A 26,439-nucleotide genomic window follows, 5' to 3' on the forward strand; every position below is an offset into this window, starting at 1 on the left:
GTCCGTTTCGGCGCGCTTGCCGACGGATGTCGATCGGCTGCACAGCATGTGGCTGATCCCGTACGCCTGGTGACCGGACCTGTCCGGCCGAGCAGAGTAGCGGGACCTGGACGCCGCGGCCACCCCGTGCGCAAGGATGGTGGCCATGAACGCCATCATCTCCGCATCCGATCTGGCGGCCGCCCTCGGGGGCCCCGGGGCGCCGGTCCTGCTCGACGTCCGCTGGCAGCTCAGCACGGCCAAGGCCGCGGGCGAACCGCCCTTCGACGGGCGCGCGGCCTACGCGTCGGGCCACCTGCCCGGCGCCGTCTTCGTCGACCTGGACCGTGAACTCGCCTCCGCGCCGGGCGCGCACGGCCGCCACCCGCTGCCCGACACCGCCGAGTTCGGCGCGGCGATGCGCCGTGCCGGGGTCGGCTCCGGCCGTCCGGTCGTCGTGTACGACGGCGGGCAGGGCTGGGCGGCGGCGCGCGCCTGGTGGTTGCTGCGCTGGACCGGGCACCCCGACGTCCGGGTGCTCGACGGGGGCCTGGCGGCCTGGGACGGCCCGCTGGAGCAGACGGTTCCCGAACCGGCCGAGGGCGATTTCGTCCCGGAGCCCGGCGCCCTGGAACTGCTCGACGCCGACGGCGCGGGGGAGCTGGCCCGCTCCGGACTGCTGTTCGACGCGCGCGCCGGGGAGCGCTACCGGGGCGAGGTCGAGCCCATCGACCGGGTCGGCGGCCACATCCCGGGCGCGGTGTCCGCGCCGACGACGGAGAACGTCGGCCCGGACGGCCGGTTCCTGCCCGCCGGGCGGCTGCGCGAGCGGTTCGGGGAGCTGGGCGCCGCGGACGGCACCCACGTCGGTGTGTACTGCGGCTCGGGCGTCTCAGGCGCGCACGAGGTGCTGGCCCTGGCCGTCGCGGGCATCCCGGCCGCGCTGTACGTCGGTTCCTGGTCGGAGTGGTCCGCGGACCCGTCCCGCCCGGTGGCGACGGGCGCGGAGCCGCAGTAGCCGACGGGGAGTACGCGTACGGGTGAGGGCCGCGCCTTCCGGTGCGGCCCTCACCCGTACACGCTTGCGGTCACTCCTGCTTCTTGCGCCGGGTGCCGAACACGATCTCGTCCCAGCTCGGGACGGCGGCCCGGCGGCCCGGCCGGACGCCGTCAGCCTCGGCCTGCCGGTCGGTCGCCCCGACGAGGCGGTCGCGGTGGCTGCCGACCGAGCGGGGCATGAGCACATCGGCGTAGGCGGACCCGGCCCCGGCGGACGCGGCGGGCGCGGGCGGCTCCTCCACCTCCGGCTCCTGGTCGGGCTCCTGCGCGGGTTCGGGGGTGCGCTCGGGCACCACCATGTCGCCGCGGAAGCTCGGCACCGCCTCCAGCAGGCTGGTCAGCGAGTCGCGTTCACCGGAAGCCTCCTCGGCGGCCGGTTCCAGCGCCTGGGCGGGCAGCGCGGGACGGTCCCGGTCCCGGTCCCGCTCCCGGTCGAGCGGGCGGTCGCGGGGCAGCCGGGCGATGCGGGGCACGAACGGGAAGCTGGGCTCGGGCGTGCCGAGGTCGTCGGACTCGCCGATCAGGGCGCGCGCCTCCGAGTCGACGGCCTGCACCAGGCGCCGCGGCGGATCGTACGTCCAGCTCGCCGAGTGCGGTTCGCCCGCGACCCGGTAGACGAGCAGCACCTCCCAGGTGCCGTCGTCGCGGCGCCAGGAGTCCCACTGCACGGTGTCCTTCTCGGCGCCCCGCAGCAGCAGCCGCTCCTGCACGGCCTCGCCGAGCAGCGGGCCGGAGTTCTCGCCGGGGCGGCGGACCGGGGTCTTGCGGGCGCGCTCGGCCATGAAGGCGCGCTCGGCGAGCACGGGGCCCTCGAAGCGGCGGACGCGGTCCACGGGGATGCCGGCGAGCTGGGCGACCTCTTCCGCGGTCGCTCCCGCTCTTATCCGCGCCTGGATGTCACGTGGGCGGAGATGGCTCTCCACCTCGATCTCGATCTGGCCGAGGCGGGGACGGTCGCCGCGCACGGCGGCGCGGAGCCGTTCGTCGATCGGAAGCGTGTACTCCGTGCTGTCCGCAGCCTTCAGCACCAGCCGTGTGCCGTCATTGGAGACGGCCACGACACGCAGTTCGGGCATGGGGACCTCCCGGGTGGTGCCTGCCGACGTCACGTGCGTCGCTGCTTCCGCTAGTCGAGTGTGGCCTGCCCGGGTGCAGCCTGCCACAACCTTGCCGAGTTGCCCGGCGTGTCGGGCGCGGGCCCTGGATCGCCGTTATGGCACGGTTACCTGTTCACAACGCTCAGTGACCAACCGCGTCACCCTGTGCAACCAGCCCCCTCCCGGCGTTCCAGTAGGTCTCGGACACCCCGGCGGGAGACCGGACCCAGGGCTCGCAACAGTACTCCATTCGGACCACGTGCGTGGATCGCCGCGCCGCCCAACTTCTGGCGCCGGGCGGGACTTGGCCGCCCCTGACCCGTTTTCGCGATCATGAACGTGGCGTACTTCACGTAATCACCAGAAACGGAACTAAGGGTTTCGTCCGTACGTCCCTTTCTCGTGCAGTCGGCCGATCTCATCCCGAAGATTCGGTCGCGTACGGGAAAGGGAGGCAAGGTCCGGGTATGCGTGAAAGGCCGGAGAACGGTGGTCAGCCGGGCGCGGGGGAGGAGGCGCCGAGGCGGCGGATCGATCTGAGCGTGCCCCAGGTCGCGGGCAGTGCCGTGGCGGCGGTGGTGGCCGCGAAACTCGCCTCGTACTTCGGCGTCTACGGCACGATCCTCGGAGCCGGCCTGGTCAGCGTGGTCGCCACCTGCGGCGGCTCGGTCTTCCAGCACTTCTTCCGGCGCACCGGCGAGCAGATACGCACCGTGACCGTCCCGGTCCGGCCGGTGGTGGACGAGCCGTCCGGCACCCCGCCGCTCCCGTCCTGCCCGGTACCCGGCGAGTTCTCCGAGGGCACCGTCTACCGGGCCCGGGTCAAGAGCTGGAAGCGGCCGCTGGTCGCCGCCGCCCTGGTCTTCGGCGTCACCATGGGCGGCATCACCGCCTACGAGGTGCTCTCCGGCAGCAGCTTCAGCGGCGGCCATGGCACCACGGTCGGTGACGCCGTCACCGGCCGCCACCGCGGACCCTCCTCGCCCTCGGACGGCGGCACCCCGGAGCCGTCCAGCTCCCCGGGCTCCCCGGGAAGCAGTACCGGAACGGGTGACGGCGCCACCCCCGGTGGTGACGGCGACCCGTCCGACGGCCCCGGCGGGGGCGCGTCCGTGAGCCCGACGCCCACCCCCGGCGCGAGCACCGGCACCGGAAGCGGTGACCCGGACGGCACGGACGGCACGGACGGGACGAGCCCGGACCCGGGCGGCACCCCGGGCGAGGGCACGCACAGCACCCCGGGCACCGGTGGCGGCACCACCCCGGCGCCCGGCGGCTCGGCTACCGCCCCAGCACCCGCCGCAGGTGGTCGTTCTGGAACCGCCGGTCCGGATCGAGGCGGTCCCGCAGCGCCGTGAACTCGCCGAAGCGCGGATACACCCCGGAGAGGTACTCCGCGTCCCTGGTGTGGATCTTCCCCCAGTGCGGCCGGCCCTCGTGCGCGGTGAAGATGCGCTCGGCCTCGGTGAAGTACCGCTGGTAGGGGGTGCCCCGGAACATGTGGACCGCCACATAGGCGCTGTCCCGGCCGGACGCGGTGGACAGGGTGATGTCGTCGGCGGGCGCGGTGCGCACCTCCACCGGGAAGCTCACCCGCAGCCCGGAGCGGTCGACCATGGCCTTCAGCTCGCGCAGCGTGTCCGCGAGCGCCGCCCGCGGGACGGCGTACTCCATCTCCACGAAGCGCACCCGGCGCGGCGAGGTGAAGACCTTGTAGGGGATGTCGGTGTAGGTCCGCGCGGACAGCGCCCGGCTGGAGAGGCGGGCGATCCCGGGGACGGCGGCGGGCGCCGCGCGGCCCACCCAGTTGGCCACCTGGAAGAGGCCGTTGGACAGGAACTCGTCCTCGAACCAGCCGGCCACCGGCCCCACCGGCGCCTCGGGGCCCGCGCTGCGGTTGTTGCGCTTGGTGTTGGTGCTGCCGGTGTGCGGGAACCAGTAGAACTCGAAGTGCTCGTTCTCCGCCCAGAGCTGGTCGAACTCGGCCAGCACCCGGTCCAGGGGCATCGGCTCCTCGCGGGCGGTCAGCAGGAAGACCGGCTCCACCGCGAAGGTGATCGCCGTGATGATGCCGAGCGCGCCGAGCCCCACCCGGGCCGCCGCGAAGACCTCGGGGTTCTCCTTCTCGGAGCAGGCGAGCACCGAACCGTCCGCCGTGACCAGTTCCAGGCCCTTGATCTGGGCTGCTATGGAGGCCGACTCGCGGCCGGTGCCGTGGGTGCCGGTGCTGACCGCCCCGGACACCGTCTGCTCCATGATGTCGCCCATGTTGGTCAGGGACAGCCCCTCGCGGGCCAGGGCCAGATTGAGCCGCTTGAGCGGGGTGCCCGCCTCCACGGTGACCGTCATGGCCTCGCGGTCGATGCCGCGGATGCCGGTCAGCAGCTGGGGGCGGACCAGCAGGCCGTCGGTGGCGGCGATGGCGGTGAAGGAGTGCCCGGTGCCGACCGCCTTCACCGGCAGTCCGTCCTCGGCGGCCCCGCGCACGGCGGCGGCCAGTTCCGCCACCGAGGCGGGCGTCACCTCCCGCGCCGGACGAGACCGGACGTTTCCGCCCCAGTTACGCCACATGCCGTTCTTCGCGCGCGCTGTGCTGCTCAACGGTGCCTCCCCGACCCGGTGCCGGCCTGCTCAGCCGGCGGTAACCGAGGAAACCGACCGCGACCGCGACGGCCCCGGCCACCGCCGGAACCCCGTACCCCGAACGCGCGCCGGCCGCGTCGATCACCCAGCCGGCCACCGACGAACCGAGCGCCACCCCCACCGCGAGCCCGGTGCTCACCCAGGTCATGCCCTCGGTCAGATGTGCGCGGGGTACGTGCTCTTCGACGAGGGCCATCGTCGTGATCATGGTGGGAGCGACGGACAGGCCCGCGACGAACAGCGCCACGGCCAGAAACGGCAGGTTTCCGACCAGTAGGAGGGGGATCATACTCACGGCCATCGCGCATATGCCCAGCAGCCAGCGGCGGCCGGGCGCCCCGGACGGGCGCAGCAGCCCGAAGAGCACACCCGCCGAGCACGACCCGGCCGCGTACAGGGCCAGCACCACGCTCGCCGCGCCCTTATGCCCGCGCTCGTCGGCGAAGGCCACGGTGACCACGTCCACCGCGCCGAAGATCGACCCGGTCGCCACGAAGGTGGCCACCAGCACCTGGAGTCCGCGCGAGCGCAGCGCCGAACCGCCGCCGTGCTGCTCGCGCGGGTGCGGCGCGGGCTCGGTGGCCCGCTGCGAGGTGAGCCAGAAGACGCCCACCGCCAGGAAGCAGGCGGCCAGCAGCGGCCCGGCCTCCGGGAACCAGGCCGTGGAGAGCCCGATGGAGACGATCGGCCCGAAGATGAAGCAGACCTCGTCCACCACCGACTCGAACGAGTACGCGGTGTGCAGCTGCGGGGTCCCCCGGTACAGCGCCGCCCAGCGGGCCCGGACCATCGCGCCCAGCGAGGGCACCGAACCGATCCCGGCCGCGCACACGAACAGCACCCAGTCCGGCCAGCCGAAGTACGCCGTCAGCAGCAGCCCGGCCGCCGCGGTCAGCGAGACCAGGGTCGCCGGGCGCAGCACCCGGCGCTGCCCGTGCCGGTCGACCAGGCGGGATATCTGCGGTCCGAGCACGGCGGCGGCCAGCGCGATGGTGGCCGACAGCGCGCCCGCGAGCCCGTAGCGCCCGGTGAGCTGGGAGATCATCGTGACCACGCCGATGCCCATCATCGACAGCGGCATCCGGCCGAGGAACCCCGCGGCGGAGAAGCCCTTGGAGCCGGGAGCGGCGAACAGGGCGCGGTAGGGGCTGGGCACGGGGTCTCCGGGTATCCGGTAAGGCGTGTAGGTGGTCGATACAGCTTACGGCCCCGCCGCCCCGGGACGCACCCGCTTATGCGGGTCGGAATCCGGGCCGCGGGTGCCAGGTGGCAGGATCGAGACATGTCAGACGCGCTGGATCCCACTCCGTACGACGCCCTGCTCCTGCTCTCCTTCGGCGGTCCGGAAGGGCCGGACGACGTGGTCCCGTTCCTGGAGAACGTGACGCGCGGGCGCGGCATCCCCAAGGAACGACTGAAGGAAGTGGGGCAGCACTACTTCCTGTTCGGCGGGGTCAGCCCCATCAACGACCAGAACCGCGCCCTGCTGGACGCCCTGCGCAAGGACTTCGCCGGGCACGGCCTGGACCTGCCGGTCTACTGGGGCAACCGCAACTGGGCGCCGTACCTGACCGACACGCTGCGGGAGATGGTCCACGACGGCCGCCGCCGCGTCCTGGTCCTGGCCACCAGCGCCTACGCCTCCTACTCGGGCTGCCGCCAGTACCGGGAGAACCTGGCGGACTCCCTGGCCGCCCTTGCGGCCGAGGGCCTGGAGCCGCCGAGGGTCGACAAGCTGCGGCACTACTTCAACCACCCCGGCTTCGTCGAGCCCATGACCGACGGTGTGCTCGCCTCCCTCGACGACCTCCCCGAGGACGTCCGGGCCGGCGCCCACATCGCCTTCACCACCCACTCCATCCCGACCGCGGCCGCCGACACCTCGGGCCCCGCCGAGGAGCACGGCGACGGCGGCGCCTACGTCCGCGAGCACCTGGACGTGGCACGGCTGATCGCCGAAGCGGTCCGCGAGCGCACCGGCGTCGACCACCCCTGGCAGCTCGTCTACCAGTCCCGCTCCGGCGCCCCGCACATCCCGTGGCTGGAGCCGGACATCTGCGACCACCTGGAGGAGCGGCACGCCGCCGGGGTGCCCGCCGTCGTCATGGCGCCCATCGGCTTCGTCTCCGACCACATGGAGGTCCTCTACGACCTCGACACGGAGGCCACCGCCAAGGCCGCCGAGCTGGGCCTGCCGGTGCGCCGCTCGGCCACCGTCGGCGCCGACCCGCGCTTCACCGCCGCCGTGCGCGACCTGGTCCTGGAGCGGGCCGCCCGCGAGAGCGGCCGGGCGGTCGCCGAGCGCGCCCCGTGCGCCCTGGGCGCGCTCGGCGCGAGCCACGACCTGTGCCCGGTGGGCTGCTGCCCGGCCCGCACCGCCCGCCCCGCCGCCGCGGGTGCCGACAGCCCGTACGCGTGAGGAACACCGTGACCGACGCCCTGCACACGGAACTGCTCCAGCTCGCCCTCCAGACCGCCGCCCGCGCCGGTGAGCTGCTCAAGGACGGCCGCCCCGCCGACCTCGGGGTGGCCGCCACCAAGTCCAGCCCGGTCGACGTCGTCACCGAGATGGACATCGCGGCCGAGAAGCTGATCACCGGCCTGATCGCCGACCGGCGCCCCGACGACGGCTTCCTCGGTGAGGAGGGCGCCGCCACCGAGGGCACCAGCGGCATCCGCTGGGTCATCGACCCGCTCGACGGCACCGTGAACTACCTCTACGGGCTGCCCTCCTGGGCCGTCTCCATCGCGGCCGAACAGGACGGCGAGACCCTGGTGGGCGTCGTCACCGCACCGATGCGCGCGGAGACCTTCCGCGCGGTGCGCGGCCGCGGCGCCTGGGCCACCGGGTCCTGGGCCGGGGAACGCCGGCTCACCTGCCGCCCGGACGCCCCGCTGGACCGGGCCCTGGTCTCCACCGGCTTCAACTACGTCACCGACGTCCGCCGCCACCAGGCCGAGGTCGCCGGGCGGCTGATCCCGCTGGTCCGCGACATCCGGCGGGCCGGCTCGGCCGCGCTCGACCTGTGCGACGTGGCCGCGGGCCGCCTCGACGGCTACTACGAGCGCGGACTGCACCCCTGGGACCACGCGGCCGGCGACCTGATCGCCCGGGAGGCGGGCGCCCTGACCGGCGGACGCCCCGGACAGCGCGTCTCCGGCGAACTGGCCGTGGCCGCCACCCCCGGCGTGTTCGGGCCGCTCCAGGGCCATCTGGAGAACCTCGGCGCCTGGCACGACTGAGAACCCGGCCCCGCACAGCGGAACGGGACCCCGGCGCTGGATTCGCCGGGGCCCCGTTCCGCGTGCGGTCCGGTCAGACGCCGGACATGCCGACCTCCACACCGTGCTCGGCGGCGAGGCGGCGCAGGTCGTCGAGTTCGGCCAGCTCCACCTCGACGAGGAAGTCGTCGCCCTCGTCGCGGGCCCGCGTGAGGTCGGACTCGGTCGTCTTTATGCGCTGCAGAAGTCCTGCGGTGAATGCGTCCATGCTGCGCCCCCTCGTCCTGGGTCGTGGGTCGGTGGCACGGGGGTGTGCCGTCGGGAAGGGGCGATCACGTCTCCATCAGGTGCCCAGCGCTGCCCTGCCGGGCGGCGACCGTGCCGGACACCCACGCCCACTCTGCCGAAGCGGAACGCGGTGTACCGCATGGTGGTGCGGTACATGCAGAGCGTGATCGCGGGGTGTAAAGCCGTCCTCCCCCCGCTCCCTCCCGCGGAAACCTCAACACCCCGAGAAACTTCTCCATTCCCGCCCCCCGACCGCCCGCACGTCCCGCCCCGGACCCCGGCTTACAGCCGACTTATGGCCGAAAAGGGCAGGATGGAGGCACACACTCATGAAGACCCCTGCCCGCGTGTGCCCGAACAATGCCGCGCGGGCGGACACAGGAAGGACAAGCGACGTGCGCGTACTCGTCGTCGAGGACGAGCAGCTGCTCGCCGATGCGGTGGCCACCGGACTGCGCCGGGAGGCCATGGCCGTCGACGTCGTGTACGACGGCGCGGCCGCCCTGGAGCGCATCGGCGTCAACGACTACGACGTGGTCGTCCTGGACCGCGACCTCCCGCTGGTGCACGGCGACGACGTCTGCCGCCGGATCGTCGAGCTGGGCATGCCCACGCGCGTGCTGATGCTCACCGCCTCCGGCGATGTCAGCGACCGCGTCGAGGGCCTGGAGATCGGCGCCGACGACTATCTGCCCAAGCCCTTCGCGTTCAGCGAGCTGACGGCACGCGTGCGTGCCCTCGGCCGGCGCACCAGTGTGCCCCTGCCGCCCGTCCTGGAGCGCGCCGGGATCAAGCTCGACCCCAACCGCCGCGAGGTCTTCCGCGACGGCCGGGAGGTCCAGCTGGCGCCCAAGGAGTTCGCGGTGCTGGAGGTCCTGATGCGCAGCGAGGGCGCGGTCGTCTCGGCCGAGCAGCTCCTGGAGAAGGCCTGGGACGAGAACACCGACCCGTTCACCAACGTGGTCCGGGTCACGGTGATGACCCTGCGCCGCAAGCTGGGCGAACCCCCGGTGATCGTCACCGTGCCCGGCTCCGGCTACCGGATCTGATCCGCCGTGGCCGCGACGCCCGCGCCGCCCCAGGCGCCCCCCAAGCCCACCTGGGACCCCCGGCGGCCCGAGCCGCCCTTCCCGTGGCTGCGCCCCACCATCCGGATACGGCTCACCCTGCTGTACGGCGGCATGTTCCTGATCGCCGGGATCCTGCTGCTGTCGATCATCTACCTGCTCGCCGCCAACGCGCTGAACGTGGGCAGCAAGCTGCCGTTCGAGATCGTCTCCGGGGGCGTCTCCAGCGACACGTGCAACCTCCCGTCCTCGGCTCCGGCCGGCGAGCTCAACCGCGCCCTGAACGACTGCGTGAACCTCCAGCGCGAGCACGCCCTGAACGACCTGCTCAGCCGCTCGCTGCTGGCCCTGCTCGGACTCGCCGTGATCGCCTTCGCCTTCGGCTACGCCATGGCCGGCCGGGTGCTGGCCCCACTGGGCCGGATCACCCGCACCGCGCGCGCGGTGGCCGGCTCCGACCTGTCCCGGCGGATCGAGCTGGACGGCCCCGACGACGAGCTGAAGGAGCTGGCCGACACCTTCGACGACATGCTGGAGCGGCTCCAGCGGGCCTTCACCGCCCAGCAGCGCTTCGTGGGCAACGCCTCGCACGAGCTGCGCACCCCGCTCGCGATCAACCGCACCCTCCTGGAGGTGCACCTCTCCGACCCCGGGGCGCCCGTGGAGCTCCAGCAGCTCGGCAAGACGCTGCTGGCCACCAACGAGCGCAGCGAGCAGCTCGTGGAGGGCCTGCTGCTGCTCGCGCGCAGCGACAACCAGATCGTCGAGCGCAAGCCGGTGGACCTGGCCGAGGTCGCCTCCCGGGCGATCGACCAGGTGCACGCGGAGGCCGAGGACAGGGGCGTGGAGCTGCGCGGTGAGTGCAAGCCCGCCGTCGTCCAGGGCAACGGCGTCCTGCTGGAGCGGATCGCGCTGAACCTGGTGCAGAACGCGGTGCGGTACAACGTGGCCGAGGACGGCTGGGTGGAGGTCACCACCGATGTGCGGCACGGCCAGGCCGTCCTGGTCGTCACCAACACTGGACCGGTCGTCCCGGCCTACGAGGTGGACAACATCTTCGAGCCGTTCCGGCGGCTGCGCACCGAGCGCACCGGCAGCGACAAGGGCGTCGGCCTCGGCCTGTCCATCGTGCGCTCGGTGGCACGGGCGCACGGCGGGCACATCGCGGCCCAGCCGCGCGAGGGCGGCGGCCTCGTGATGCGTGTCACCCTGCCGGTCTGAGATCATGACCTCCGCACGGAGGATGTTCGCTTTGCGCGGAATTTCCGGAGGCTCTCACCGACCTCTTGCTGTGTGATCGATCACATGGGCGGATTTCCGGCCACCTACCGTCAGTGATCATGAAGCCTGGTGAAAAGTCCGGAAAGTCCGGGTTTTCAGGGGTCCTGATCACGGGAAGTACACGGTGAGACCGCTTTGAAGTGCGGCATTAGGACCGTGTACGGTCCCCATCGCCATCCAAGCCGATCACTCTTGAGGAGTCCGGTTGGGTGTCGATTGAGTAACAGACCTTGATGTGAGGCAAAATCTCCGCCTCAGGTCGGGCACAAGTCCGGCCTCTCACGCGTTACGTGCGCTGGAGACACCGCAGACACCCAGAGGGGGAGAGCGACACATGGCAACCGATTACGACACTCCACGCAAGACCGACGACGACGTCGACTCGGACAGCCTGGAAGAGCTGAAGGCCAGGCGGAACGACAAGTCGACCTCCGCTGTGGACGTCGACGAGTTCGAGGCCGCCGAAGGCCTCGAACTGCCCGGCGCCGACCTGTCCAACGAGGAACTGGCCGTCCGGGTGCTGCCCAAGCAGCAGGACGAGTTCACCTGCATGAGCTGCTTCCTGGTGCACCACCGCAGTCAGCTGGCCCGGGAGAAGAACGGTCAGCCGATCTGCCGCGACTGCGACTGAGGCAGGGTCGGCCGTGACCGGCTCGACCCCTCCTTGGAAGCGCCGCTTCTCCCACGGGGGAGCGGACCCGGAGCCGTCCGACGGCTCCCACGGCGCGCGTGACCACGAGCGAGGCCCATCCCGTCCGTCCGACCGGACAGATGCGACAGCATCGACGGGATCGGCCTCGCTCGCGCAGGTGTCCGGACGTGATGATCAGGCCGCCCCGGCGGCTCGGCCCGCGCCGCTCGCCCGCCGCCGTATCGCGGTGCTCCGCGACCGGGCAGGCGAGGCCGCGAGGAACGGCGTCCGCAAGAGCGGCAGCCGGGCCAGAGCGGCACTGTCCCACCTGGCCGACCGGATCATCGCCCTCGCACCCCGCGTCCCGGTCCGCGACCTCGACACGCTCCGCAGGCAGTTCCCCGGCCTCGGACCCGAGGAACTGGCGGACAAGCTCGTCGCGGGCGCCGCCCACGCGACCTCCACCGTGGGCGCCGGCATCGGCGCGGCCGCGATGCTCCCCGTACCGCCCGCCATGCCGACCGAACTGGCCGCGGAGATCACCGGCGTCGCCGCGATCGAACTCAAGCTGATCGCAGAACTCCACGAGGTCTACGGCGTACGGCCGCCCGGCGGACTCGCCGTCCGCAGCACCGCGTACCTGTCCTCCTGGTCGGGGGAGCGCGGCATCGACGTCACCAGGCCGTCCACCGTCGATTCGGCCCTCGGCGGCCAGATGAAGCGGCGGCTGCGCCAGCAGATCATGAAACGCATGGTCCGCGACCTGCCGAACCTGATGCCCTTCCTGGTCGGTGCCGCCGTCGGCGCCGTCATCAACCGGCGCGACACCAAGAGACTCGCGGCCCTCGTCCGCGCCGACCTGCGCAAGATCCAGGTCCCCTGGGACCGGCTGCCCGCGCTGCCGCCCCTGGACGCCCCCGAGGGCCCCCTCCCGCTGGACGAAGGCCCGGAGCAGCAGCAGTCCTGAGCACGCCTCCGACGCGCGCGGAAGGCCGGAAGGCCGGGAAAGCCGGGAAAAGCACGGAGACCGGCCTCGTACGCCCTCGGAGGCTCGCCTGGGCCCGTCCGACCCGGGGCCGCTCCGGGCGCTCCAGGGCCGCGCCGAGACGCCCAGGACGGGCCCGCAGGAGCGGTCGCCCCCCCCGGGGACCCCCCCGCGTGCGCTTCGCGCGCTACGCGGCCGTCGTCCCCCCGGCCTCCGCACCGGACGCGGCGGTCCGGGCCGCGCGCAGGGCCTCCGCCAGCAGCTGCGGCTCCCGCGTCGACAGATACAGGTAGGGCGTCGGGTCCTCCGGGTCGGTGACCTCCACCCGCAGCGCCGTGGGGATGTAGGCGCGCAGCAGCAGGAACGCCCGGGTGTCCGCCTTGTACGTGCGCCAGGCCCGCGCCTCCTCGGCGTCCAGGATCTCCGCCTCGCCCAGGGCCGTGACCGGCACCTTCGCCTCGCCCGCGATCAGCGAGCCGCCCACGACCCGGATGCGCACCGAACCGTAGGAACTGGCCACCACCGCCGCCACCGCGGTGCCGCCGACCAGGCCGCCGAGCAGCGGCAGGGTGCCGAACGGAAGCAGGATCAGGGCGCACGAGACACCGATCAGGAAGCTGATCAGCCACCAGGAGCGGGGCGCGGTGAGGCGTTCTTCGTACGGCTGGGCGGAGAGCTGCATGAAACCAAGCTTGGCACGGTGCCCTGCCGACGCCGACGCGCGGGTAAGGTCTGCGCCTGTGAGTGGTAGTTCCGCAGCCCTTCAGCCCCCCGCCGACGCGGTGAAACCCGTACGGCACCCCGACGCCCCCGCGCCCGGAGAACTCCTCGGCGCGCACTACGGCGGGTGTTTCGGGTGCGGCGGCGACCAGCCGCACGGACTGCACCTGGAGGCACGCGCCGGGGAAGGCGTCCGCATCACGGCCGAGTTCACCGTGCAGGCGGCCCACCAGGGCGCCCCCGGCCTCGCGCACGGCGGAGTCCTCGCGACCGCCCTGGACGAGACCCTCGGCTCGCTGAACTGGCTGCTGCGGACCGTCGCCGTGACCGGACGCCTGGAGACGGACTTCCTGCGGCCCGTCCCGGTCGGCACGACGCTCCACCTGGAGGCCGAGGTCGTCGCGGTGGCCGGCCGGAAGATCTACTCGACGGCCACCGGCCGGGTCGGCGGCCCCGACGGGCCCGTCGCCGTGCGCGCCGACGCCCTGTTCGTCGAGGTCAAGATCGACCACTTCGCGCAGCACGGCCGCCCGCAGGAGATCCGGGCCGCCATGGAGGACCCCGACCAGATGCGCCGCGCCCGCGCCTTCGAGGTGAACCCGTGAACCGGACGACGCCCCCCGCGCACCCCGCCGGCCGTGCGCCCCTGGACGTGCTGATCCGCCGGGTCGACCCCGACGTACCGCTGCCCGCGTACGCGCAGCCGGGCGACGCGGGCGCCGATCTGCGCACCACGGACCCGTGCGAACTGGCCCCCGGCGAGCGGGCCGTTCTGCCCACGGGAGTGTCCATCGCCCTCCCCGAGGGGTACGCGGCCTTCGTGCACCCCCGGTCCGGCCTGGCCGCCCGGTGCGGTGTCGCCCTGGTGAATGCCCCAGGGACGGTTGATGCCGGGTACCGTGGGGAGATCAAGGTGATCGTGGTGAATCTCGACCCGCGCGAGTCCGTGCGGTTCGAGCGCTTCGACCGGATCGCCCAACTGGTCGTCCAGCAGGTCGAGAGGGTCCGCTTCCAGGAGGTGGCGGAACTTCCCGGCTCGGCGCGGGCCGAGGGGGGCTTCGGGTCCACCGGTGGCCATGCCTCGGTGGGCGGTGAGAGCGGCACAAGCGGCCGGGCTGCCAGAAGCGGCCCGGCGGGTGGGAATCGATACGCTTCGGTCGTATCCGACCGGGAAGGACAGTGACGTGTTCGGACGTCGCAAGAAGAAGGGTGCCGCCGAGGACGCGGCCGGCGAGGCCGAGCAGGTCGTCGACAGCGTCGGCACCGAGGCGGACGAAGAGGAAGAGACCGAGCGCGAGCGGGTGCGGCTCGAACCCGAGCCCCGCCCCGACGGCCCCTGGGACAGCTCCGAGGTGAGCGACCCGGACGAGGGCCGGGTGGACCTGGGCGGTCTGCTCGTGCCCGGCGTGGACGGCATGGAGCTGCGGGTCGAGGTCGCGGGCGACGCGATCGTCGCGGCGACCGTCGTCCTGGGGGACAGCGCGGTCCAGTTGCAGGGCTTCGCCGCACCCAAGCGCGAGGGCATCTGGGGCGAGGTGCGCGAGGAGATCGCCACCGGCATCACCCAGCAGGGCGGCATCGTCGACGAGACCGAGGGCCCGCTCGGCTGGGAGCTGCGCGCCCAGGTCCCGGTGCAGCTGCCGGACGGCACGGGCGGCTTCCAGGTCGTGCGGTTCGTCGGTGTGGACGGCCCCCGCTGGTTCCTGCGCGGAGTGATCTCCGGGCAGGGCGCGGTGCAGCCGCAGGCCGCCGGACTCCTGGAGCAGATCTTCCGGGACACGGTCGTGGTCCGCGGCGAGGGCCCGATGGCGCCCCGCGACCCGATCGTGCTGAAGCTGCCCAACGACGCCCAGATGGTCCCCGAGGGCGTCCAGCAGGACGAGGGCCAGTCCCGCTTCTCCGGCGGCATGGGCCAGCTCCAGCGCGGCCCGGAGATCACCGAGGTCCGCTAGCCACGTCCCCGCGAGCAGCCACGTCCCCGCGAGACCGCGGGACACCGAGGGCCGCACCCCGCCGGGTGCGGCCCTTCGCGCGCCCGCGGTCTCCCGCGCGCCCGTGAGCACCGGTTTCGCGGCCCGGGGAAACCCGTGAGGGCGCCCCGGGAAAACCCGTAACGAACGGAAACCAATACGGGACGCCGTCCGTTCAGGGATTGATCGGGACGGCCGCCGCTCGTGATACTGGCGCACGGTCCACGGGGGAGCACAGCGGGGAGGGCACATGAGCCAGGTCGCCACCGAGACGATGGTGCGCGTGGAGGACGTCCACAAGTCGTACGGGCAGGCCGCCGCCGCGGTGCACGCCCTGCGCGGGGTCTCCTTCGAGGTGCCGCGCGGCGAACTCGTCGCGCTCAAGGGCCGTTCCGGCTCCGGCAAGACCACCCTGCTCAACATCGTGGGCGGCCTCGACGCACCGGACCGCGGCCGGGTCCACGTCGACGGCCGCGACCTCTCCGAGCTGGGCGAGGACGGCCTGCTCGCGCTGCGCCGGGACCGCGTCGGCTTCGTCTTCCAGTCCTTCGGCCTCATCCCCATCCTCACGGCCGCGGAGAACGTGGGCGTCCCCCTGCGGATGCGCCGCGCCGACCCGCGCGAGCGCGAGGAGCGCGTGGAGCTGCTGCTCTCCCTCGTCGGCCTCGCCGACCACGCCGGGCAGCGGCCCGGTGAGCTCTCCGGCGGCCAGCAGCAGCGCGTCGCCATCGCCCGCGCCCTGGCCAACGACCCCGCGCTGCTCATCGCCGACGAGCCGACGGGCCAGCTCGACGCGGAGACCGGCCTCGCCGTGATGGAGCTGCTGCGCGCCGTCGTGCACAGCCAGCAGGTCACCGCCCTGGTCGCCACCCACGACCTCACCCTCCTCGACCTGGCCGACCGGGTCCTGGAACTGCGCGACGGCGAGATAGTCGAGCACTGAGCCGACCGGCCTCCCGGCCGCCCGCCCGCCCCGCGCCTCACCTCGCGCCTCACCCCGCATCTCACTCAGCGTCACCACCGCTCCCACCGGCAGCCCCCTGCCCCACCCGCACCAGGCCCCGCTCCCCGCGGGCTTCGCCCAGGTCGCGTCAGAGTTGCGTCAAGGACCGTCCCGGGCCGCGGCCCGGATCCTCCCGCCGCGATTCTTGGCCGTAAGGTCGACGCAGCGTGCACGGTGTGACAGGAAGACAATGAGGTCATGGGACGCGGCAAGCTTCGGATCTACCTCGGTGCGGCACCGGGCGTCGGCAAGACCTACGCGATGCTGGCCGAGGCGCACCGCCGGGTGGAGCGGGGCACCGACTGCGTCGTCGCGTTCGTGGAGCACCACGACCGGCCGCGCACCGAGGTGATGCTGCACGGCCTGGAGCAGGTGCCGCGCCGGACGCTGGAGCACCGCGGATCCGCCTTCACCGAGATGGACGTCGACGCGGTGCTGCGCCGCGCCCCCGCCGTCGCCCTGGTGGACGAACTGGCCCACACCAATGTCCCCGGCTCCCGCAACGCCAAGCGCTGGCAGGACGTGGAGGAACTGCTCGCCGCCGGTGTCGACGTGGTCTCGACCGTCAACATCCAGCACCTGGAGTCACTCGGCGACGTCGTCGAGTCGATCACCGGAGTGCGCCAGCGCGAGACCGTCCCCGACGAGGTGGTGCGCCGCGCCGACCAGATCGAACTGGTCGACATGTCGCCGGAGTCGCTGCGCCGCCGGATGGCGCACGGCAACATCTACCAGCCCGACAAGGTCGACGCGGCCCTGTCCAACTACTTCCGCCCCGGCAACCTCACCGCCCTGCGCGAGCTGGCCCTGCTCTGGGTGGCCGACCGGGTCGACGAGTACCTCCAGCAGTACCGCAGCGAGCACCGCGTCTCCAAGATCTGGGGCTCGCGCGAGCGGATCGTGGTGGGCCTGACCGGCGGCCCCGAGGGACGCACCCTGATCCGCCGCGCCGCCCGGCTGGCCGAGAAGGGCGCGGGCGGCGAGGTCATGGCCGTCTACATCGCCCGCAGCGACGGACTCACCGGCGCCTCCCCGAAGGAGCTGGCCGTCCAGCGCACCCTCGTGGAGGACCTGGGCGGCACCTTCCACCACGTCGTCGGCGACGACATACCGGCCGCCCTGCTCGACTTCGCGCGCGGGGTCAACGCCACCCAGATCGTGCTGGGCTCCTCCCGCCGCAAGACCTGGCAGTACGTCTTCGGCCCCGGCGTCGGCGCCACGGTGGCCCGCGAGTCCGGCCCCGACCTCGACGTGCACATCGTCACCCACGGCCAGATCGCCAAGGGCCGCGGCCTGCCCGTGGCCAGGGGTGCCCGGCTCGGCCGCGCCCGGATCGCCTGGGGCTGGGTGATGGCGCTGGCCGGCCCGGTGGCCCTCGCGCTGCTGCTCAGCACCGTGGAACTGGGCCTGGCCAACGACATGCTGCTCTTCCTCGCCCTGACGGTGGCCGCGGCCCTGCTGGGCGGCCTGCTGCCCGCGCTCGGCTCCGCGGCCCTCGGCTCCTTCCTGCTGAACTACTTCTACACACCGCCGCTGCACCGGCTGACCATCGCCGACCCCAAGAACATCGTCGCCATAGCGATCTTCGTCGGCGTCGCCGTCTCCGTCGCCTCGGTGGTCGACCTGGCCGCCCGCCGCACCCACCAGGCGGCCCGGCTGCGCGCCGAGGCCGAGATACTGTCCTTCCTCGCGGGCAGCGTCCTGCGCGGCGAGACCAGCCTGGAGGCAGTGCTCGAACGGGTGCGCGAGACCTTCGGCATGGAGTCCGTGGCACTCCTCGAACGCAGGAGCGACGTCGACCCCTGGACGTGCGCCGGCCGGGTCGGCACCGACCGGCCGCTCCAGCGCCCCGAGGACGCGGACGTGGACATGCCGGTCGGGGACCACATGGCGCTGGCGCTGACCGGGCGCGTCCTGCCCGCCTCCGACCGCCGGGTGCTCGCCGCCTTCGCCGCCCAGGCCGTCGTCGTCCTGGACCGCCGCCGGCTCCAGGAGGAGGCCGACCAGGCCCGCGCCCTGGCCGAGGGCAACCGCATCCGCACCGCGCTGCTGGCCGCCGTCAGCCACGACCTGCGCACCCCCCTCGCCGGGATCAAGGCCGCCGTCTCCTCGCTGCGCTCCGAGGACGTCGAGTGGTCCGAGGAGGACCGGGCCGAACTCCTCGAAGGCATCGAGGAGGGCTCCGACCGGCTCGACCACCTCGTGGGCAACCTGCTGGACATGTCCCGCCTCCAGACCGGCACCGTCACCACCCTCATCCGCGAGATCGACCTCGACGAGGTGGTGCCGATGGCGCTGGGCGGAGTGCCCGAGGACAGCGTCGACCTGGACGTCCCCGAGACGCTGCCGATGGTCGCCGTGGACGCCGGGCTGCTGGAACGCGCCATGGCCAACATCGTCGAGAACGCCGTGAAGTACAGCCCGGCCCACACCCCGGTCCTGGTGTCGGCCAGCGCGATCGCCGACCGCGTCGAGGTGCGGGTCGTCGACCGCGGCCCCGGCGTGCCCGACGAGGCGAAGGACCGTATCTTCGAGCCCTTCCAGCGGCACGGCGACGCCCCGCGCGGCGCGGGCGTCGGCCTCGGCCTCGCGGTGGCCCGCGGCTTCGCCGAGTCCATGGGCGGCACGCTCGCCGCCGAGGACACCCCCGGCGGCGGCCTCACCATGGTCCTCAGCCTGCGCGCGGCGACGGCCCGCGTCGCGACGGAGCACACCGGGCCGCCCCCGCCCGGCACCGGCACCGGCACCGGCACCCGGCCGGAATCCGGCCCCGGCACCGGCTCCGGCCCCCCGGACCCCGGACCGCGCCGCGCCGAGCGGACGCCCCGCGCGGGCAGCTCCGTACCTCAGGACCCCGTACCCCAGGACCCCGGACACCCGGACCCCGTACACCCAGAAAGGCAGGTTTCATGACCAGGGTGCTGGTGGTCGACGACGAACCGCAGATCGTGCGGGCCCTCGTGATCAACCTCAAGGCGCGCAAGTACGAGGTCGACGCCGCGCCCGACGGCCGTACCGCCCTCGACCTCGCCGCCTCCCGCCACCCCGACGTGGTCGTCCTCGACCTGGGCCTGCCCGACATGGACGGCGTCGAGGTGATCCGGGGCCTGCGCGGCTGGACCCGGGTGCCGATCCTGGTGCTGTCCGCCCGGCACTCCTCCGACGAGAAGGTCGAGGCGCTGGACGCGGGCGCCGACGACTACGTCACCAAGCCCTTCGGCATGGACGAGCTGCTGGCCCGGCTGCGCGCCGCCGTCCGCCGGGCCGAGCCCGTGGGCGGCGGCGAGGACGACGTCACCACCGTGGAGACCGCGCAGTTCACCGTCGACCTCGCCGCGAAGAAGGTCAACCGGGGCGGCAAGGACGTACGGCTGACCCCGACCGAGTGGCACCTGCTGGAGGTGCTGGTGCGCAACACCGGCCGCCTGGTGAGCCAGAAGCAGCTGCTCCAGGAGGTGTGGGGGCCGTCGTACGGCACCGAGACGAACTACCTGCGCGTCTACATGGCCCAGCTGCGCCGCAAGCTGGAGGCCGACCCCTCGCACCCCGCGCACTTCCTCACCGAGCCGGGCATGGGCTACCGCTTCGAGAAGTGAGCGCGGTTACGGTCCTGTCGGCCCGCCCCGGTACCCTTCAGACATGAGTGCCGTTCCCCGATCCGAGAAGCCCGCGGGCCGGTTCCGGCGCATGCTCGACCGGCTCTCCTCCTCGCAGGAGGACCTGGAGTCCGAGGAGCTGCGCGAGGACACCGAGACCGCCGGCTGCACCCGCATCGGTGACTGCCACGACCGCCAGGTCGTCACGGTTACTGGTACCTTGCGCACGGTCACCCTGCGCCCGCGTGCCGGAGTGCCCGCCCTGGAGGCGGAGCTGTTCGACGGTTCCGCCGCCCTGGACGTGGTGTGGCTCGGCCGGCGTTCCATCGTGGGTATAGAACCGGGGCGCAAGCTGATCGCATCGGGCCGGATCTCCATGAGCCGGGGCCGCCGGGTGCTGTTCAACCCCAAGTACGAACTGCGACCCCTCGGACGGGAGTAGCCCGTGACGTCACTCGACAAGCCGACCGAAGAGACGACCGCCGCCGACGACTCGAGGGCGGTGACGGAGGCCGCGCTGTTCGAGGCGTTCGGCGGGGTCCGGGGCATGGTGGAGACCGTGCTGCCCGGCCTGCTCTTCGTCAGCATCTTCACCGTCAACAAGGACCTGCACTGGTCGGCCGTCGCCGCCCTCGCGGTCTCCGTGGTGCTGGTCGCCGTCCGGCTGGTGATGCGGGACACCGTCAAGCACGCCTTCAGCGGCGTCTTCGGCGTGGTCTTCGGTGTCGTCTTCGCGATGATGACCGGCAACGCCAAGGACTTCTACCTGCCGGGCATGCTCTACACCCTCGGGCTGAGCCTCGCCTACATCGTCACCGCGCTGGCCGGTGTGCCGCTGATCGGACTGATCCTCGGCCCGGTCTTCAAGGAGAACCTCTCCTGGCGCACCCGCAACCCCGGCCGCAAGAAGGCGTACACCAAGGCGAGCTGGGCCTGGGGCCTGATCCTGCTCGCCAAGTGCGCGATCCTCTTCCCGCTGTACTGGTGGGCCGACACCACCCAGCTCGGCTGGATCCTGGTCGCCCTGAAGATCCCGCCGTTCCTGCTGGCGGTCTGGCTGACCTGGGTTTTCCTGGCGAAGGCGCCCGCGCCCATCGACGTGTTCGCGGAGATGGAGGCGGAGGAGCAGGCCGAGAAGGCCGAGGAAGCCGAGAAAGCCGAGAAAAAGGCCGAGGAGGAGCGCGGGGCCGCCCTGGCGGCCGAGACGGCGGGCCCCGAGGGCGACACGTCCCCGGCGGTGGGCCGCCACCGCCGCGGCGCGTAGCACCCGGCTCCGCAGCGGACGGATCCTCCTGTACGTCGGTGGGGGTGGTACGTCGGTGGGGGCGCCCGGAGATCTCCGGGCGCCCCCACCGACGTACCACCGCTCACGCGGGACGGCCGACAGGCCCTAGCCCTCGGCGTCCTCGCGCCGCCGCTTCGACAGCAGGTCCTCCAGTTGCTCCTCGCGAGCCTGCGCGGCCACGAACAGCAGTTCGTCACCGACCTCCAGCGAGTCCTCCTGCGACGGGGTGAGCACCCGGGTGCCGCGGATGATGGTCACCAGGGAGGTGTCCTCGGGCCAGCGCACGTCACCGACCTGGATCCCGGCGAGCGCCGACTCCTCCGGCAGCGTCAGCTCGACCAGGTTCGCGTCGCCGTGGCTGAAGCGCAGCAGCCGCACCAGGTCGCCGACGCTCACCGCCTCCTCGACCAGGGCCGACATCAGCCGCGGCGTGGACACGGCGACGTCCACCCCCCACGCCTCGTTGAACAGCCACTCGTTCTTCGGGTTGTTCACCCGGGCGACGACGCGCGGCACGCCGTACTCCGTCTTCGCCAGCAGCGAGACGACCAGGTTCACCTTGTCGTCGCCCGTCGCGGCGATCACCACGTTGCAGCGCTGGAGCGCCGCCTCGTCCAGGGACGTGATCTCGCAGGCGTCGGCGAGCAGCCACTCGGCCTGCGGGACGCGCTCGACCGAGATGGCGGTCGGCGCCTTGTCGATGAGAAGGACCTCGTGGCCGTTCTCCAGCAGCTCGCCCGCGATCGAGCGTCCGACCGCGCCGGCACCGGCAATGGCGACCCTCATCAGTGACCGCTCTCCTCTTCGGGGCCCTCGGCGAACGCCGCCTCGACCTTGTCCACGTCGTCCGTCCGCATCATCACGTGCACGAGGTCGCCCTCCTGGAGCACGGTCTGCGAGGAGGGCAGCATCGCCTCGCCGAGGCGGGTCAGGAACGCCACCCGGACGCCCGTCTCCTCCTGGAGCCGACTGATCTTGTGACCGACCCACTGCGGAGAGGTGTGCACCTCGGCGAGCTGGACCCCGCCGGTGGGGTCGCGCCACAGCGGCTCCGCGCCCGAGGGCAGCAGCCGGCGCAGCATCTGGTCGGCGGTCCAGCGGACCGTGGCCACCGTCGGGATGCCGAGGCGCTGGTAGACCTCGGCGCGGCGCGGGTCGTAGATCCGGGCCGCGACGTTCTGCACGCCGAACATCTCGCGCGCCACCCGGGCCGAGATGATGTTCGAGTTGTCGCCGCTGGAGACCGCCGCGAAGGCACCGGCCTCCTCGATGCCCGCCTCGCGCAGGGTGTCCTGGTCGAAGCCGATCCCGGTGACCCGGCGGCCGCCGAATCCCGGTCCCAGCCGGCGGAAGGCGGTGGGGTCCTGGTCGATCACGGCGACCGTGTGCCCCTGTTGCTCCAGGGTCTGGGCGAGAGCGGAACCCACTCTCCCGCAGCCCATGATGACGATGTGCACGACCGTCCTTCCGGTGTCAACAGCTACTGCTCAGCCCCATCAGGGTCTCAGACAGAGGGACAAGCTACACATGCGCGGTCCGGGGTGTGCACCCCCCTGCCGCATGCCGGACGGACGGCGGCGCCGGGACCCCTATTCCACCTCGGAAGGAGGACGCCTGGTGATACTGCGCACGCTGCACGCGGTGAGGAATCCGAGGCCGAGCAGCGCGAGGGCCGCGCCGATCAGCTCCGCGAACGGGGGCATGGGACCTCCGGAGGGTCGGCGGCGGCCGAAGAGGGGCTGAAGAAGGCCGAATTCAGTCATCTAGGCACGGCCCCGCCCCCACCTGCGGAATCCGCAGCCTCCGCCGTCCCCGTTTTCACTCGTGAGGCAGATCTCGGGTGGCAGGTGGGCGAGCCCCTGTTCGACGGCCTACGATCCTCTGTTGTGTCCAAACTGACCGACGTGCCCAAACGCATTCTGATCGGGCGCGCACTGCGCAGCGACCGGCTGGGGGAGACCCTCCTGCCCAAGCGCATCGCACTCCCCGTCTTCGCCTCCGACCCGCTGTCGTCCGTGGCGTACGCTCCCGGCGAGGTGCTGCTGGTCCTGTCCATCGCGGGCGTGTCGGCGTACCACTTCAGCCCCTGGATCGCGCTCGCGGTCGTCGTGCTGATGTTCACGGTGGTCGCCTCCTACCGGCAGAACGTCCACGCCTACCCCAGCGGCGGCGGCGACTACGAGGTGGCGACGACCAACCTCGGCGCCAAGGCGGGCCTGACGGTCGCCAGCGCCCTGCTGGTCGACTACGTCATGACCGTGGCCGTCTCGATCTCCTCCGGCATCGAGAACCTCGGCTCCGCGATCCCCTTCGTGGTCGAGCACAAGGTGCTCTGCGCGGTGGTCGTGATCGTGCTGCTGACCGTGATGAACCTGCGCGGCGTACGGGAGTCGGGCACGCTGTTCGCCATCCCGACGTACGTCTTCGTGGCCGGCGTCTTCATCATGATCATCTGGGGTGCGTTCCGCGGGCTGGCCCTCGGGGACACCATGCGGGCACCGACGGCCGACTACCACATCAAGGCCGAGCACCAGGGGCTCGCGGGCTTCGCCCTCGTCTTCCTGCTGCTGCGCGCCTTCTCCTCCGGCTGCGCCGCCCTCACCGGCGTCGAGGCCATCTCCAACGGCGTCCCGGCCTTCCGCAAGCCCAAGTCCAAGAACGCGGCGACCACGCTCGCGATGATGGGCCTGCTGGCCGTGACCATGTTCTGCGGCATCATCGTGCTGGCCATGACGACCAAGGTCCACATGGCCGAGAACCCGGCCGCCGACCTGCTGCACAACGGCAACCCGCTCGGCTCCGGCTACGTCCAGAACCCGGTGATCTCCCAGGTCGCCGAGGCCGTCTTCGGCAAGGGCAGCTTCCTGTTCGTCGTCCTGGCGGCGGCGACGGCCCTGGTCCTCTTCCTCGCGGCCAACACGGCGTACAACGGCTTCCCGCTCCTCGGCTCCATCCTCGCCCAGGACCGCTACCTGCCCCGCCAGCTGCACACCCGCGGCGACCGCCTCGCCTTCTCCAACGGCATCGTCCTGCTCGCGGGCGCGGCGACGCTCCTGGTCGTCGTCTACGGCGCCGACTCGACGCGGCTGATCCAGCTCTACATCGTCGGTGTGTTCGTCTCCTTCACGCTCAGCCAGATCGGCATGGTCCGGCACTGGAACCGCCATCTGGCCGCCGAGCGCGACCAGGCCAAGCGGCGCCACATGATCCGCTCGCGCGCCATCAACGCCTTCGGCGCCTTCCTCACCGGTCTGGTGCTGGTGGTCGTCCTGCTGACCAAGTTCACCCACGGCGCCTGGGTCGCGCTGCTCGGCATGTGCATCTTCTTCGCGACGATGACGGCCATCCGCAAGCACTACGACCGCGTCTCCGAGGAGATCGCCGCCCCCGAGGGCCCCAGCGACGACCTCGTGCGCCCCTCCCGCATCCACTCGGTCGTCCTGATCTCCAAGATCCACCGCCCCACCCTGCGCGCCCTGGCCTACGCCAAGCTGATGCGCTCGGACACCCTGGAGGCGCTCACCGTCAACGTCGACCCGGCCGAGACGAAGGCGCTGCGCGCGGAGTGGGAGCGGCGCGGCATCGACGTCCCGCTCAAGGTCCTCGACTCGCCCTACCGCGAGGTCACCCGGCCGGTCATCGAGTACGTCAAGAACCTGCGCAAGGAGTCACCGCGCGACGCGGTCTCGGTGATCATCCCCGAGTACGTCGTCGGCCACTGGTACGAGCACCTGCTGCACAACCAGAGCGCGCTGCGCCTGAAGGGCCGGCTGCTCTTCACACCCGGTGTGATGGTCACCTCGGTGCCCTACCAGCTCGCCTCCTCCGAGGCGGCGAAGGTGCGCGCCCGCAGGCGCCAGGACTGGAGCGCGCCCGGCGCGGTGCGGCGCGGTCCGGCGCAGGTGCGCAAGGAGTCGTCGAAGGAGCCGAAGGAGCCGAAGGAGTCCCCGGCGTCCAAGGGCTGAGGGTCCCGGGGCCGGGCGCCCGGCGGCTGGGCGCCCGGCGGCTGAGCGCCCGAGGGCTGGGCGCCCGGGGACGTGAGGGCCCCGGCCTCGTGGTGAACGGCCGGTCGACTCCCACGTAGACTGGTGGGCTGTTGTCCGGCCGTTCCCCGCTTTCCGATCTGGAGACACCCCAACCATGCAGGCAGAACCGAAGAACAAGCAGGTGGGGCGGGAGAGGGAGCGGGAGCGTCCCGCGCAGCCGGAGGCGTCGGCCGAGCCGCGGTCCCTGGTCGGCGAGGAGTACGAGGTCGAGGTCGGCCCGGTCGCCCACGGCGGCCACTGCATCGCCCGCACCGCCGAGGGCCAGGTCCTCTTCGTCCGGCACACCCTGCCCGGCGAGCGCGTGGTGGCCCGGGTGACCGAGGGGGAGACGGGCGCCCGCTTCCTGCGCGCCGACGCGGTACGCGTCCTGGAGGCGTCCAAGGACCGTATCGAGGCGCCCTGCCCCTACGCCGGCCCCGGCCGCTGCGGCGGCTGCGACTGGCAGCACGCCAAGCCGGGCGCCCAGCGCCGCTTCAAGGGCGAGGTGATCGCCGAGCAGCTGAAGCGGCTCGCCGGGCTCACCCCCGAGGAGGCCGGCTGGGACGGCACGGTGATGCCGGCCGAGGGCGACAAGCTGCCCGCGGGCGAGGTGCCGCAGTGGCGCACCCGCGTCCAGTACGCCGTCGACGCCGAGGGCCGGGCCGGCCTGCGCAGGCACCGCTCGCACGAGGTCGAGCGCATCGACCACTGCATGATCGCCGCGCAGGGCGTGTCCGAGCTGGGCATCGAGCAGCGGGACTGGACGGGCATGGAGACGGTCGAGGCGATCGCGGCCACCGGCTCCCAGGACCGCCAGGTCGTCCTCACCCCGCGCCCCGGCGGCCGCCTCCCGCTGGTCGAACTCGACAAGCCGGTCTCCGTCCTGCGCGTCGACGAGAAGACCGGCGGCGTCCACCGCGTCCACGGCCGCCCCTTCGTCCGCGAACGCGCCGACGGCCGTACCCACCGGGTGGGCGGCGGCGGCTTCTGGCAGGTCCACCCCAAGGCGGCCGACACTCTCGTCACCGCCGTCATGCAGGGCCTGCTGCCCCGCAAGGGCGACATGGCCCTCGACCTGTACTGCGGCGTCGGCCTCTTCGCCGGCGCCCTCGCCGACCGCATCGGCGAGAAGGGGGCCGTCCTCGGCATCGAGTCCGGCAAGCGCGCCGTCGAGGACGCCCGCCACAACCTCGCCGACTTCCCCCGCGTCCGCATCGAACAGGGCAAGGTCGACTCCGTCCTGCCCCGCACCGGCATCACCGAGGTCGACCTCATCGTCCTCGACCCACCCCGCGCCGGCGCCGGCCGCGCCACGGTCACCCACCTCACCACCCTCGCGGCCCGCCGCATCGCCTACGTAGCCTGCGACCCGGCAGCCCTGGCCCGGGACCTGGGGTACTTCCGGGAGGGCGGGTACCGGGTGCGGATGCTTCGGGCGTTCGATCTGTTTCCCATGACGCATCATGTGGAGTGCGTGGCGATCCTCGAACCGGCCGCGAAGGGCTCTTGACCTGCGGTTTTATGCGTGTGCGTTACGTGCAGTGCGGGCGTTATGGGCGATATCTTGACGCCGAAATGACGCTCATTT

25 protein-coding genes are annotated in these 26,439 nt (G+C 72.6%); 18 read left to right on the forward strand and 7 right to left on the reverse strand.

The features are described 5' to 3' along the window. The first annotated feature begins 145 nt into the window (after nt 1-145). Nucleotides 146-997 (forward strand): sulfurtransferase, encoded by an 852-nt coding sequence (locus R4Z62_RS25880; RefSeq protein WP_491521020.1) that lies wholly within the window; start codon nt 146-148, stop codon nt 995-997. Between the two features lie 70 nt (nt 998-1,067). Here R4Z62_RS25880 and sepH read toward each other — a convergent pair whose 3' ends face one another. Further along, nucleotides 1,068-2,114: a septation protein SepH gene (gene sepH / locus R4Z62_RS25885; RefSeq protein ID WP_381739550.1), complete on the reverse strand. Its 1,047-nt coding sequence runs from the start codon at nt 2,112-2,114 to the stop codon at nt 1,068-1,070. A 488-nt stretch (nt 2,115-2,602) separates the two neighbouring features. Between sepH and R4Z62_RS25890 the strand changes: the two genes are divergently transcribed. Then, a complete protein-coding gene (locus tag R4Z62_RS25890) occupies nt 2,603-3,493 on the forward strand; it encodes a hypothetical protein (protein WP_389468706.1) in 891 nt (296 codons plus the stop codon). On the opposite strand, the gene R4Z62_RS25895 is transcribed toward R4Z62_RS25890, so the two are convergent. Next, nucleotides 3,417-4,736 (reverse strand): D-arabinono-1,4-lactone oxidase, encoded by a 1,320-nt coding sequence (locus R4Z62_RS25895; RefSeq protein ID WP_381739554.1) that lies wholly within the window; start codon nt 4,734-4,736, stop codon nt 3,417-3,419. The genes R4Z62_RS25890 and R4Z62_RS25895 overlap by 77 nt on opposite strands. After that, nucleotides 4,696-5,934, reverse strand: coding sequence for an MFS transporter (locus R4Z62_RS25900; RefSeq protein ID WP_018564593.1), 1,239 nt, complete (start codon nt 5,932-5,934; stop codon nt 4,696-4,698). Before R4Z62_RS25900 ends, R4Z62_RS25895 begins: the two co-directional genes overlap by 41 nt. A 126-nt stretch (nt 5,935-6,060) precedes the next feature. On the opposite strand from R4Z62_RS25900, the gene R4Z62_RS25905 reads away from it, so the two are divergent. Both R4Z62_RS25905 and R4Z62_RS25910 read left to right on the forward strand, forming a co-directional pair. Next, nucleotides 6,061-7,197, forward strand: a complete 1,137-nt coding sequence (locus tag R4Z62_RS25905; RefSeq protein ID WP_491521021.1) for a ferrochelatase — start codon at nt 6,061-6,063, stop codon at nt 7,195-7,197. A gap of 8 nt (nt 7,198-7,205) precedes the next feature. Then, nucleotides 7,206-8,021, forward strand: a complete 816-nt coding sequence (locus R4Z62_RS25910) for an inositol monophosphatase family protein (protein ID WP_064537687.1) — start codon at nt 7,206-7,208, stop codon at nt 8,019-8,021. Between the two features lie 73 nt (nt 8,022-8,094). On the opposite strand, the gene R4Z62_RS25915 is transcribed toward R4Z62_RS25910, so the two are convergent. Next, the gene (locus R4Z62_RS25915; RefSeq protein ID WP_018564590.1) at nt 8,095-8,268 is read right to left on the reverse strand and encodes a hypothetical protein; all 174 of its coding nucleotides are present in this window, start codon (nt 8,266-8,268) and stop codon (nt 8,095-8,097) included. 415 nt (nt 8,269-8,683) lie between these two features. Between R4Z62_RS25915 and R4Z62_RS25920 the strand changes: the two genes are divergently transcribed. The 4 genes from R4Z62_RS25920 to R4Z62_RS25935 all read left to right on the forward strand — a co-directional run bounded on the left by R4Z62_RS25920 (nt 8,684) and on the right by R4Z62_RS25935 (nt 12,234). Continuing rightward, entirely contained in the window at nt 8,684-9,337 is a 654-nt protein-coding gene (locus R4Z62_RS25920) for a response regulator transcription factor (RefSeq protein ID WP_018564589.1), read from the forward strand. Between the two features lie 6 nt (nt 9,338-9,343). Continuing rightward, nucleotides 9,344-10,576 carry a sensor histidine kinase gene (locus R4Z62_RS25925; RefSeq protein WP_355480386.1) on the forward strand — a complete coding sequence of 411 codons (1,233 nt, stop codon included), beginning with the start codon at nt 9,344-9,346 and terminating at the stop codon, nt 10,574-10,576. Nucleotides 10,577-10,970: 394 nt separating this feature from the next. Further along, complete coding sequence (locus tag R4Z62_RS25930; protein WP_005481602.1) at nt 10,971-11,267, forward strand: DUF4193 domain-containing protein; 297 nt, start codon at nt 10,971-10,973, stop codon at nt 11,265-11,267. A 13-nt stretch (nt 11,268-11,280) separates the two neighbouring features. Further along, nucleotides 11,281-12,234, forward strand: a complete 954-nt coding sequence (locus R4Z62_RS25935; RefSeq protein WP_491521022.1) for a hypothetical protein — start codon at nt 11,281-11,283, stop codon at nt 12,232-12,234. Nucleotides 12,235-12,439: 205 nt separating this feature from the next. Here R4Z62_RS25935 and R4Z62_RS25940 read toward each other — a convergent pair whose 3' ends face one another. Beyond that, complete coding sequence (locus tag R4Z62_RS25940) at nt 12,440-12,934, reverse strand: DUF3093 domain-containing protein (RefSeq protein ID WP_037889116.1); 495 nt, start codon at nt 12,932-12,934, stop codon at nt 12,440-12,442. Nucleotides 12,935-12,992: 58 nt separating this feature from the next. On the opposite strand from R4Z62_RS25940, the gene R4Z62_RS25945 reads away from it, so the two are divergent. The 8 genes from R4Z62_RS25945 (at nt 12,993) to R4Z62_RS25980 (ending at nt 20,805) form a co-directional block, all read left to right on the forward strand. Next, nucleotides 12,993-13,577 carry a PaaI family thioesterase gene (locus R4Z62_RS25945; RefSeq protein ID WP_026251991.1) on the forward strand — a complete coding sequence of 195 codons (585 nt, stop codon included), beginning with the start codon at nt 12,993-12,995 and terminating at the stop codon, nt 13,575-13,577. Continuing rightward, nucleotides 13,574-14,155 (forward strand): dUTP diphosphatase, encoded by a 582-nt coding sequence (dut, locus tag R4Z62_RS25950; protein WP_018564584.1) that lies wholly within the window; start codon nt 13,574-13,576, stop codon nt 14,153-14,155. The genes R4Z62_RS25945 and dut overlap by 4 nt, the downstream gene beginning before the upstream one ends. 1 nt (nt 14,156) lies before the next feature. Continuing rightward, nucleotides 14,157-14,924: a DUF3710 domain-containing protein gene (locus tag R4Z62_RS25955; RefSeq protein ID WP_018564583.1), complete on the forward strand. Its 768-nt coding sequence runs from the start codon at nt 14,157-14,159 to the stop codon at nt 14,922-14,924. A gap of 268 nt (nt 14,925-15,192) precedes the next feature. After that, on the forward strand, nt 15,193-15,885 hold the full coding sequence (locus R4Z62_RS25960) for an ABC transporter ATP-binding protein (protein WP_389468689.1): 693 nt from the start codon (nt 15,193-15,195) through the stop codon (nt 15,883-15,885). A 258-nt stretch (nt 15,886-16,143) separates the two neighbouring features. Continuing rightward, the gene (locus R4Z62_RS25965; protein ID WP_491521023.1) at nt 16,144-18,858 is read left to right on the forward strand and encodes a sensor histidine kinase; all 2,715 of its coding nucleotides are present in this window, start codon (nt 16,144-16,146) and stop codon (nt 18,856-18,858) included. Continuing rightward, nucleotides 18,855-19,541 carry a response regulator gene (locus tag R4Z62_RS25970; RefSeq protein ID WP_018564580.1) on the forward strand — a complete coding sequence of 229 codons (687 nt, stop codon included), beginning with the start codon at nt 18,855-18,857 and terminating at the stop codon, nt 19,539-19,541. Before R4Z62_RS25965 ends, R4Z62_RS25970 begins: the two co-directional genes overlap by 4 nt. 43 nt (nt 19,542-19,584) lie before the next feature. Next, a complete protein-coding gene (locus R4Z62_RS25975) occupies nt 19,585-19,983 on the forward strand; it encodes an OB-fold nucleic acid binding domain-containing protein (RefSeq protein WP_078509722.1) in 399 nt (132 codons plus the stop codon). 3 nt (nt 19,984-19,986) lie between these two features. Next, entirely contained in the window at nt 19,987-20,805 is an 819-nt protein-coding gene (locus tag R4Z62_RS25980) for a DUF3159 domain-containing protein (RefSeq protein WP_491521024.1), read from the forward strand. 126 nt (nt 20,806-20,931) lie between these two features. Here the strand turns inward: R4Z62_RS25980 and R4Z62_RS25985 are convergent, their stop codons facing one another. After that, nucleotides 20,932-21,612 (reverse strand): potassium channel family protein, encoded by a 681-nt coding sequence (locus R4Z62_RS25985; protein ID WP_398337437.1) that lies wholly within the window; start codon nt 21,610-21,612, stop codon nt 20,932-20,934. After that, nucleotides 21,612-22,283, reverse strand: coding sequence for a potassium channel family protein (locus R4Z62_RS25990; protein ID WP_018564576.1), 672 nt, complete (start codon nt 22,281-22,283; stop codon nt 21,612-21,614). Before R4Z62_RS25990 ends, R4Z62_RS25985 begins: the two co-directional genes overlap by 1 nt. Before the next feature lie 429 nt (nt 22,284-22,712). Here R4Z62_RS25990 and R4Z62_RS25995 point away from each other — a divergent pair, with 429 nt between their 5' ends. Then, nucleotides 22,713-24,791 (forward strand): APC family permease, encoded by a 2,079-nt coding sequence (locus tag R4Z62_RS25995; RefSeq protein WP_381739572.1) that lies wholly within the window; start codon nt 22,713-22,715, stop codon nt 24,789-24,791. Between the two features lie 175 nt (nt 24,792-24,966). Continuing rightward, nucleotides 24,967-26,361 carry a class I SAM-dependent RNA methyltransferase gene (locus R4Z62_RS26000; protein WP_491521025.1) on the forward strand — a complete coding sequence of 465 codons (1,395 nt, stop codon included), beginning with the start codon at nt 24,967-24,969 and terminating at the stop codon, nt 26,359-26,361. Nucleotides 26,362-26,439 lie beyond the last annotated feature (78 nt).

It is taken from the genome of Streptomyces sp. PL-25, assembly GCF_058344915.1.

What these genes read in the sequence shown, in the direction of transcription:
- R4Z62_RS25880 (WP_491521020.1), top strand. Translation starts at nt 146, where the DNA reads ATGAACGCCATCATCTCCGCATCCGATCTGGCGGCCGCCCTCGGGGGC.
- sepH (WP_381739550.1), bottom strand. Translation starts at nt 2,114, where the DNA reads ATGCCCGAACTGCGTGTCGTGGCCGTCTCCAATGACGGCACACGGCTG.
- R4Z62_RS25890 (WP_389468706.1), top strand. Translation starts at nt 2,603, where the DNA reads ATGCGTGAAAGGCCGGAGAACGGTGGTCAGCCGGGCGCGGGGGAGGAG.
- R4Z62_RS25905 (WP_491521021.1), top strand. Translation starts at nt 6,061, where the DNA reads ATGTCAGACGCGCTGGATCCCACTCCGTACGACGCCCTGCTCCTGCTC.
- R4Z62_RS25915 (WP_018564590.1), bottom strand. Translation starts at nt 8,268, where the DNA reads ATGGACGCATTCACCGCAGGACTTCTGCAGCGCATAAAGACGACCGAG.
- R4Z62_RS25930 (WP_005481602.1), top strand. Translation starts at nt 10,971, where the DNA reads ATGGCAACCGATTACGACACTCCACGCAAGACCGACGACGACGTCGAC.
- R4Z62_RS25940 (WP_037889116.1), bottom strand. Translation starts at nt 12,934, where the DNA reads ATGCAGCTCTCCGCCCAGCCGTACGAAGAACGCCTCACCGCGCCCCGC.
- R4Z62_RS25960 (WP_389468689.1), top strand. Translation starts at nt 15,193, where the DNA reads ATGAGCCAGGTCGCCACCGAGACGATGGTGCGCGTGGAGGACGTCCAC.
- R4Z62_RS25965 (WP_491521023.1), top strand. Translation starts at nt 16,144, where the DNA reads ATGGGACGCGGCAAGCTTCGGATCTACCTCGGTGCGGCACCGGGCGTC.
- R4Z62_RS25970 (WP_018564580.1), top strand. Translation starts at nt 18,855, where the DNA reads ATGACCAGGGTGCTGGTGGTCGACGACGAACCGCAGATCGTGCGGGCC.
- R4Z62_RS25975 (WP_078509722.1), top strand. Translation starts at nt 19,585, where the DNA reads ATGAGTGCCGTTCCCCGATCCGAGAAGCCCGCGGGCCGGTTCCGGCGC.
- R4Z62_RS25985 (WP_398337437.1), bottom strand. Translation starts at nt 21,612, where the DNA reads ATGAGGGTCGCCATTGCCGGTGCCGGCGCGGTCGGACGCTCGATCGCG.
- R4Z62_RS26000 (WP_491521025.1), top strand. Translation starts at nt 24,967, where the DNA reads ATGCAGGCAGAACCGAAGAACAAGCAGGTGGGGCGGGAGAGGGAGCGG.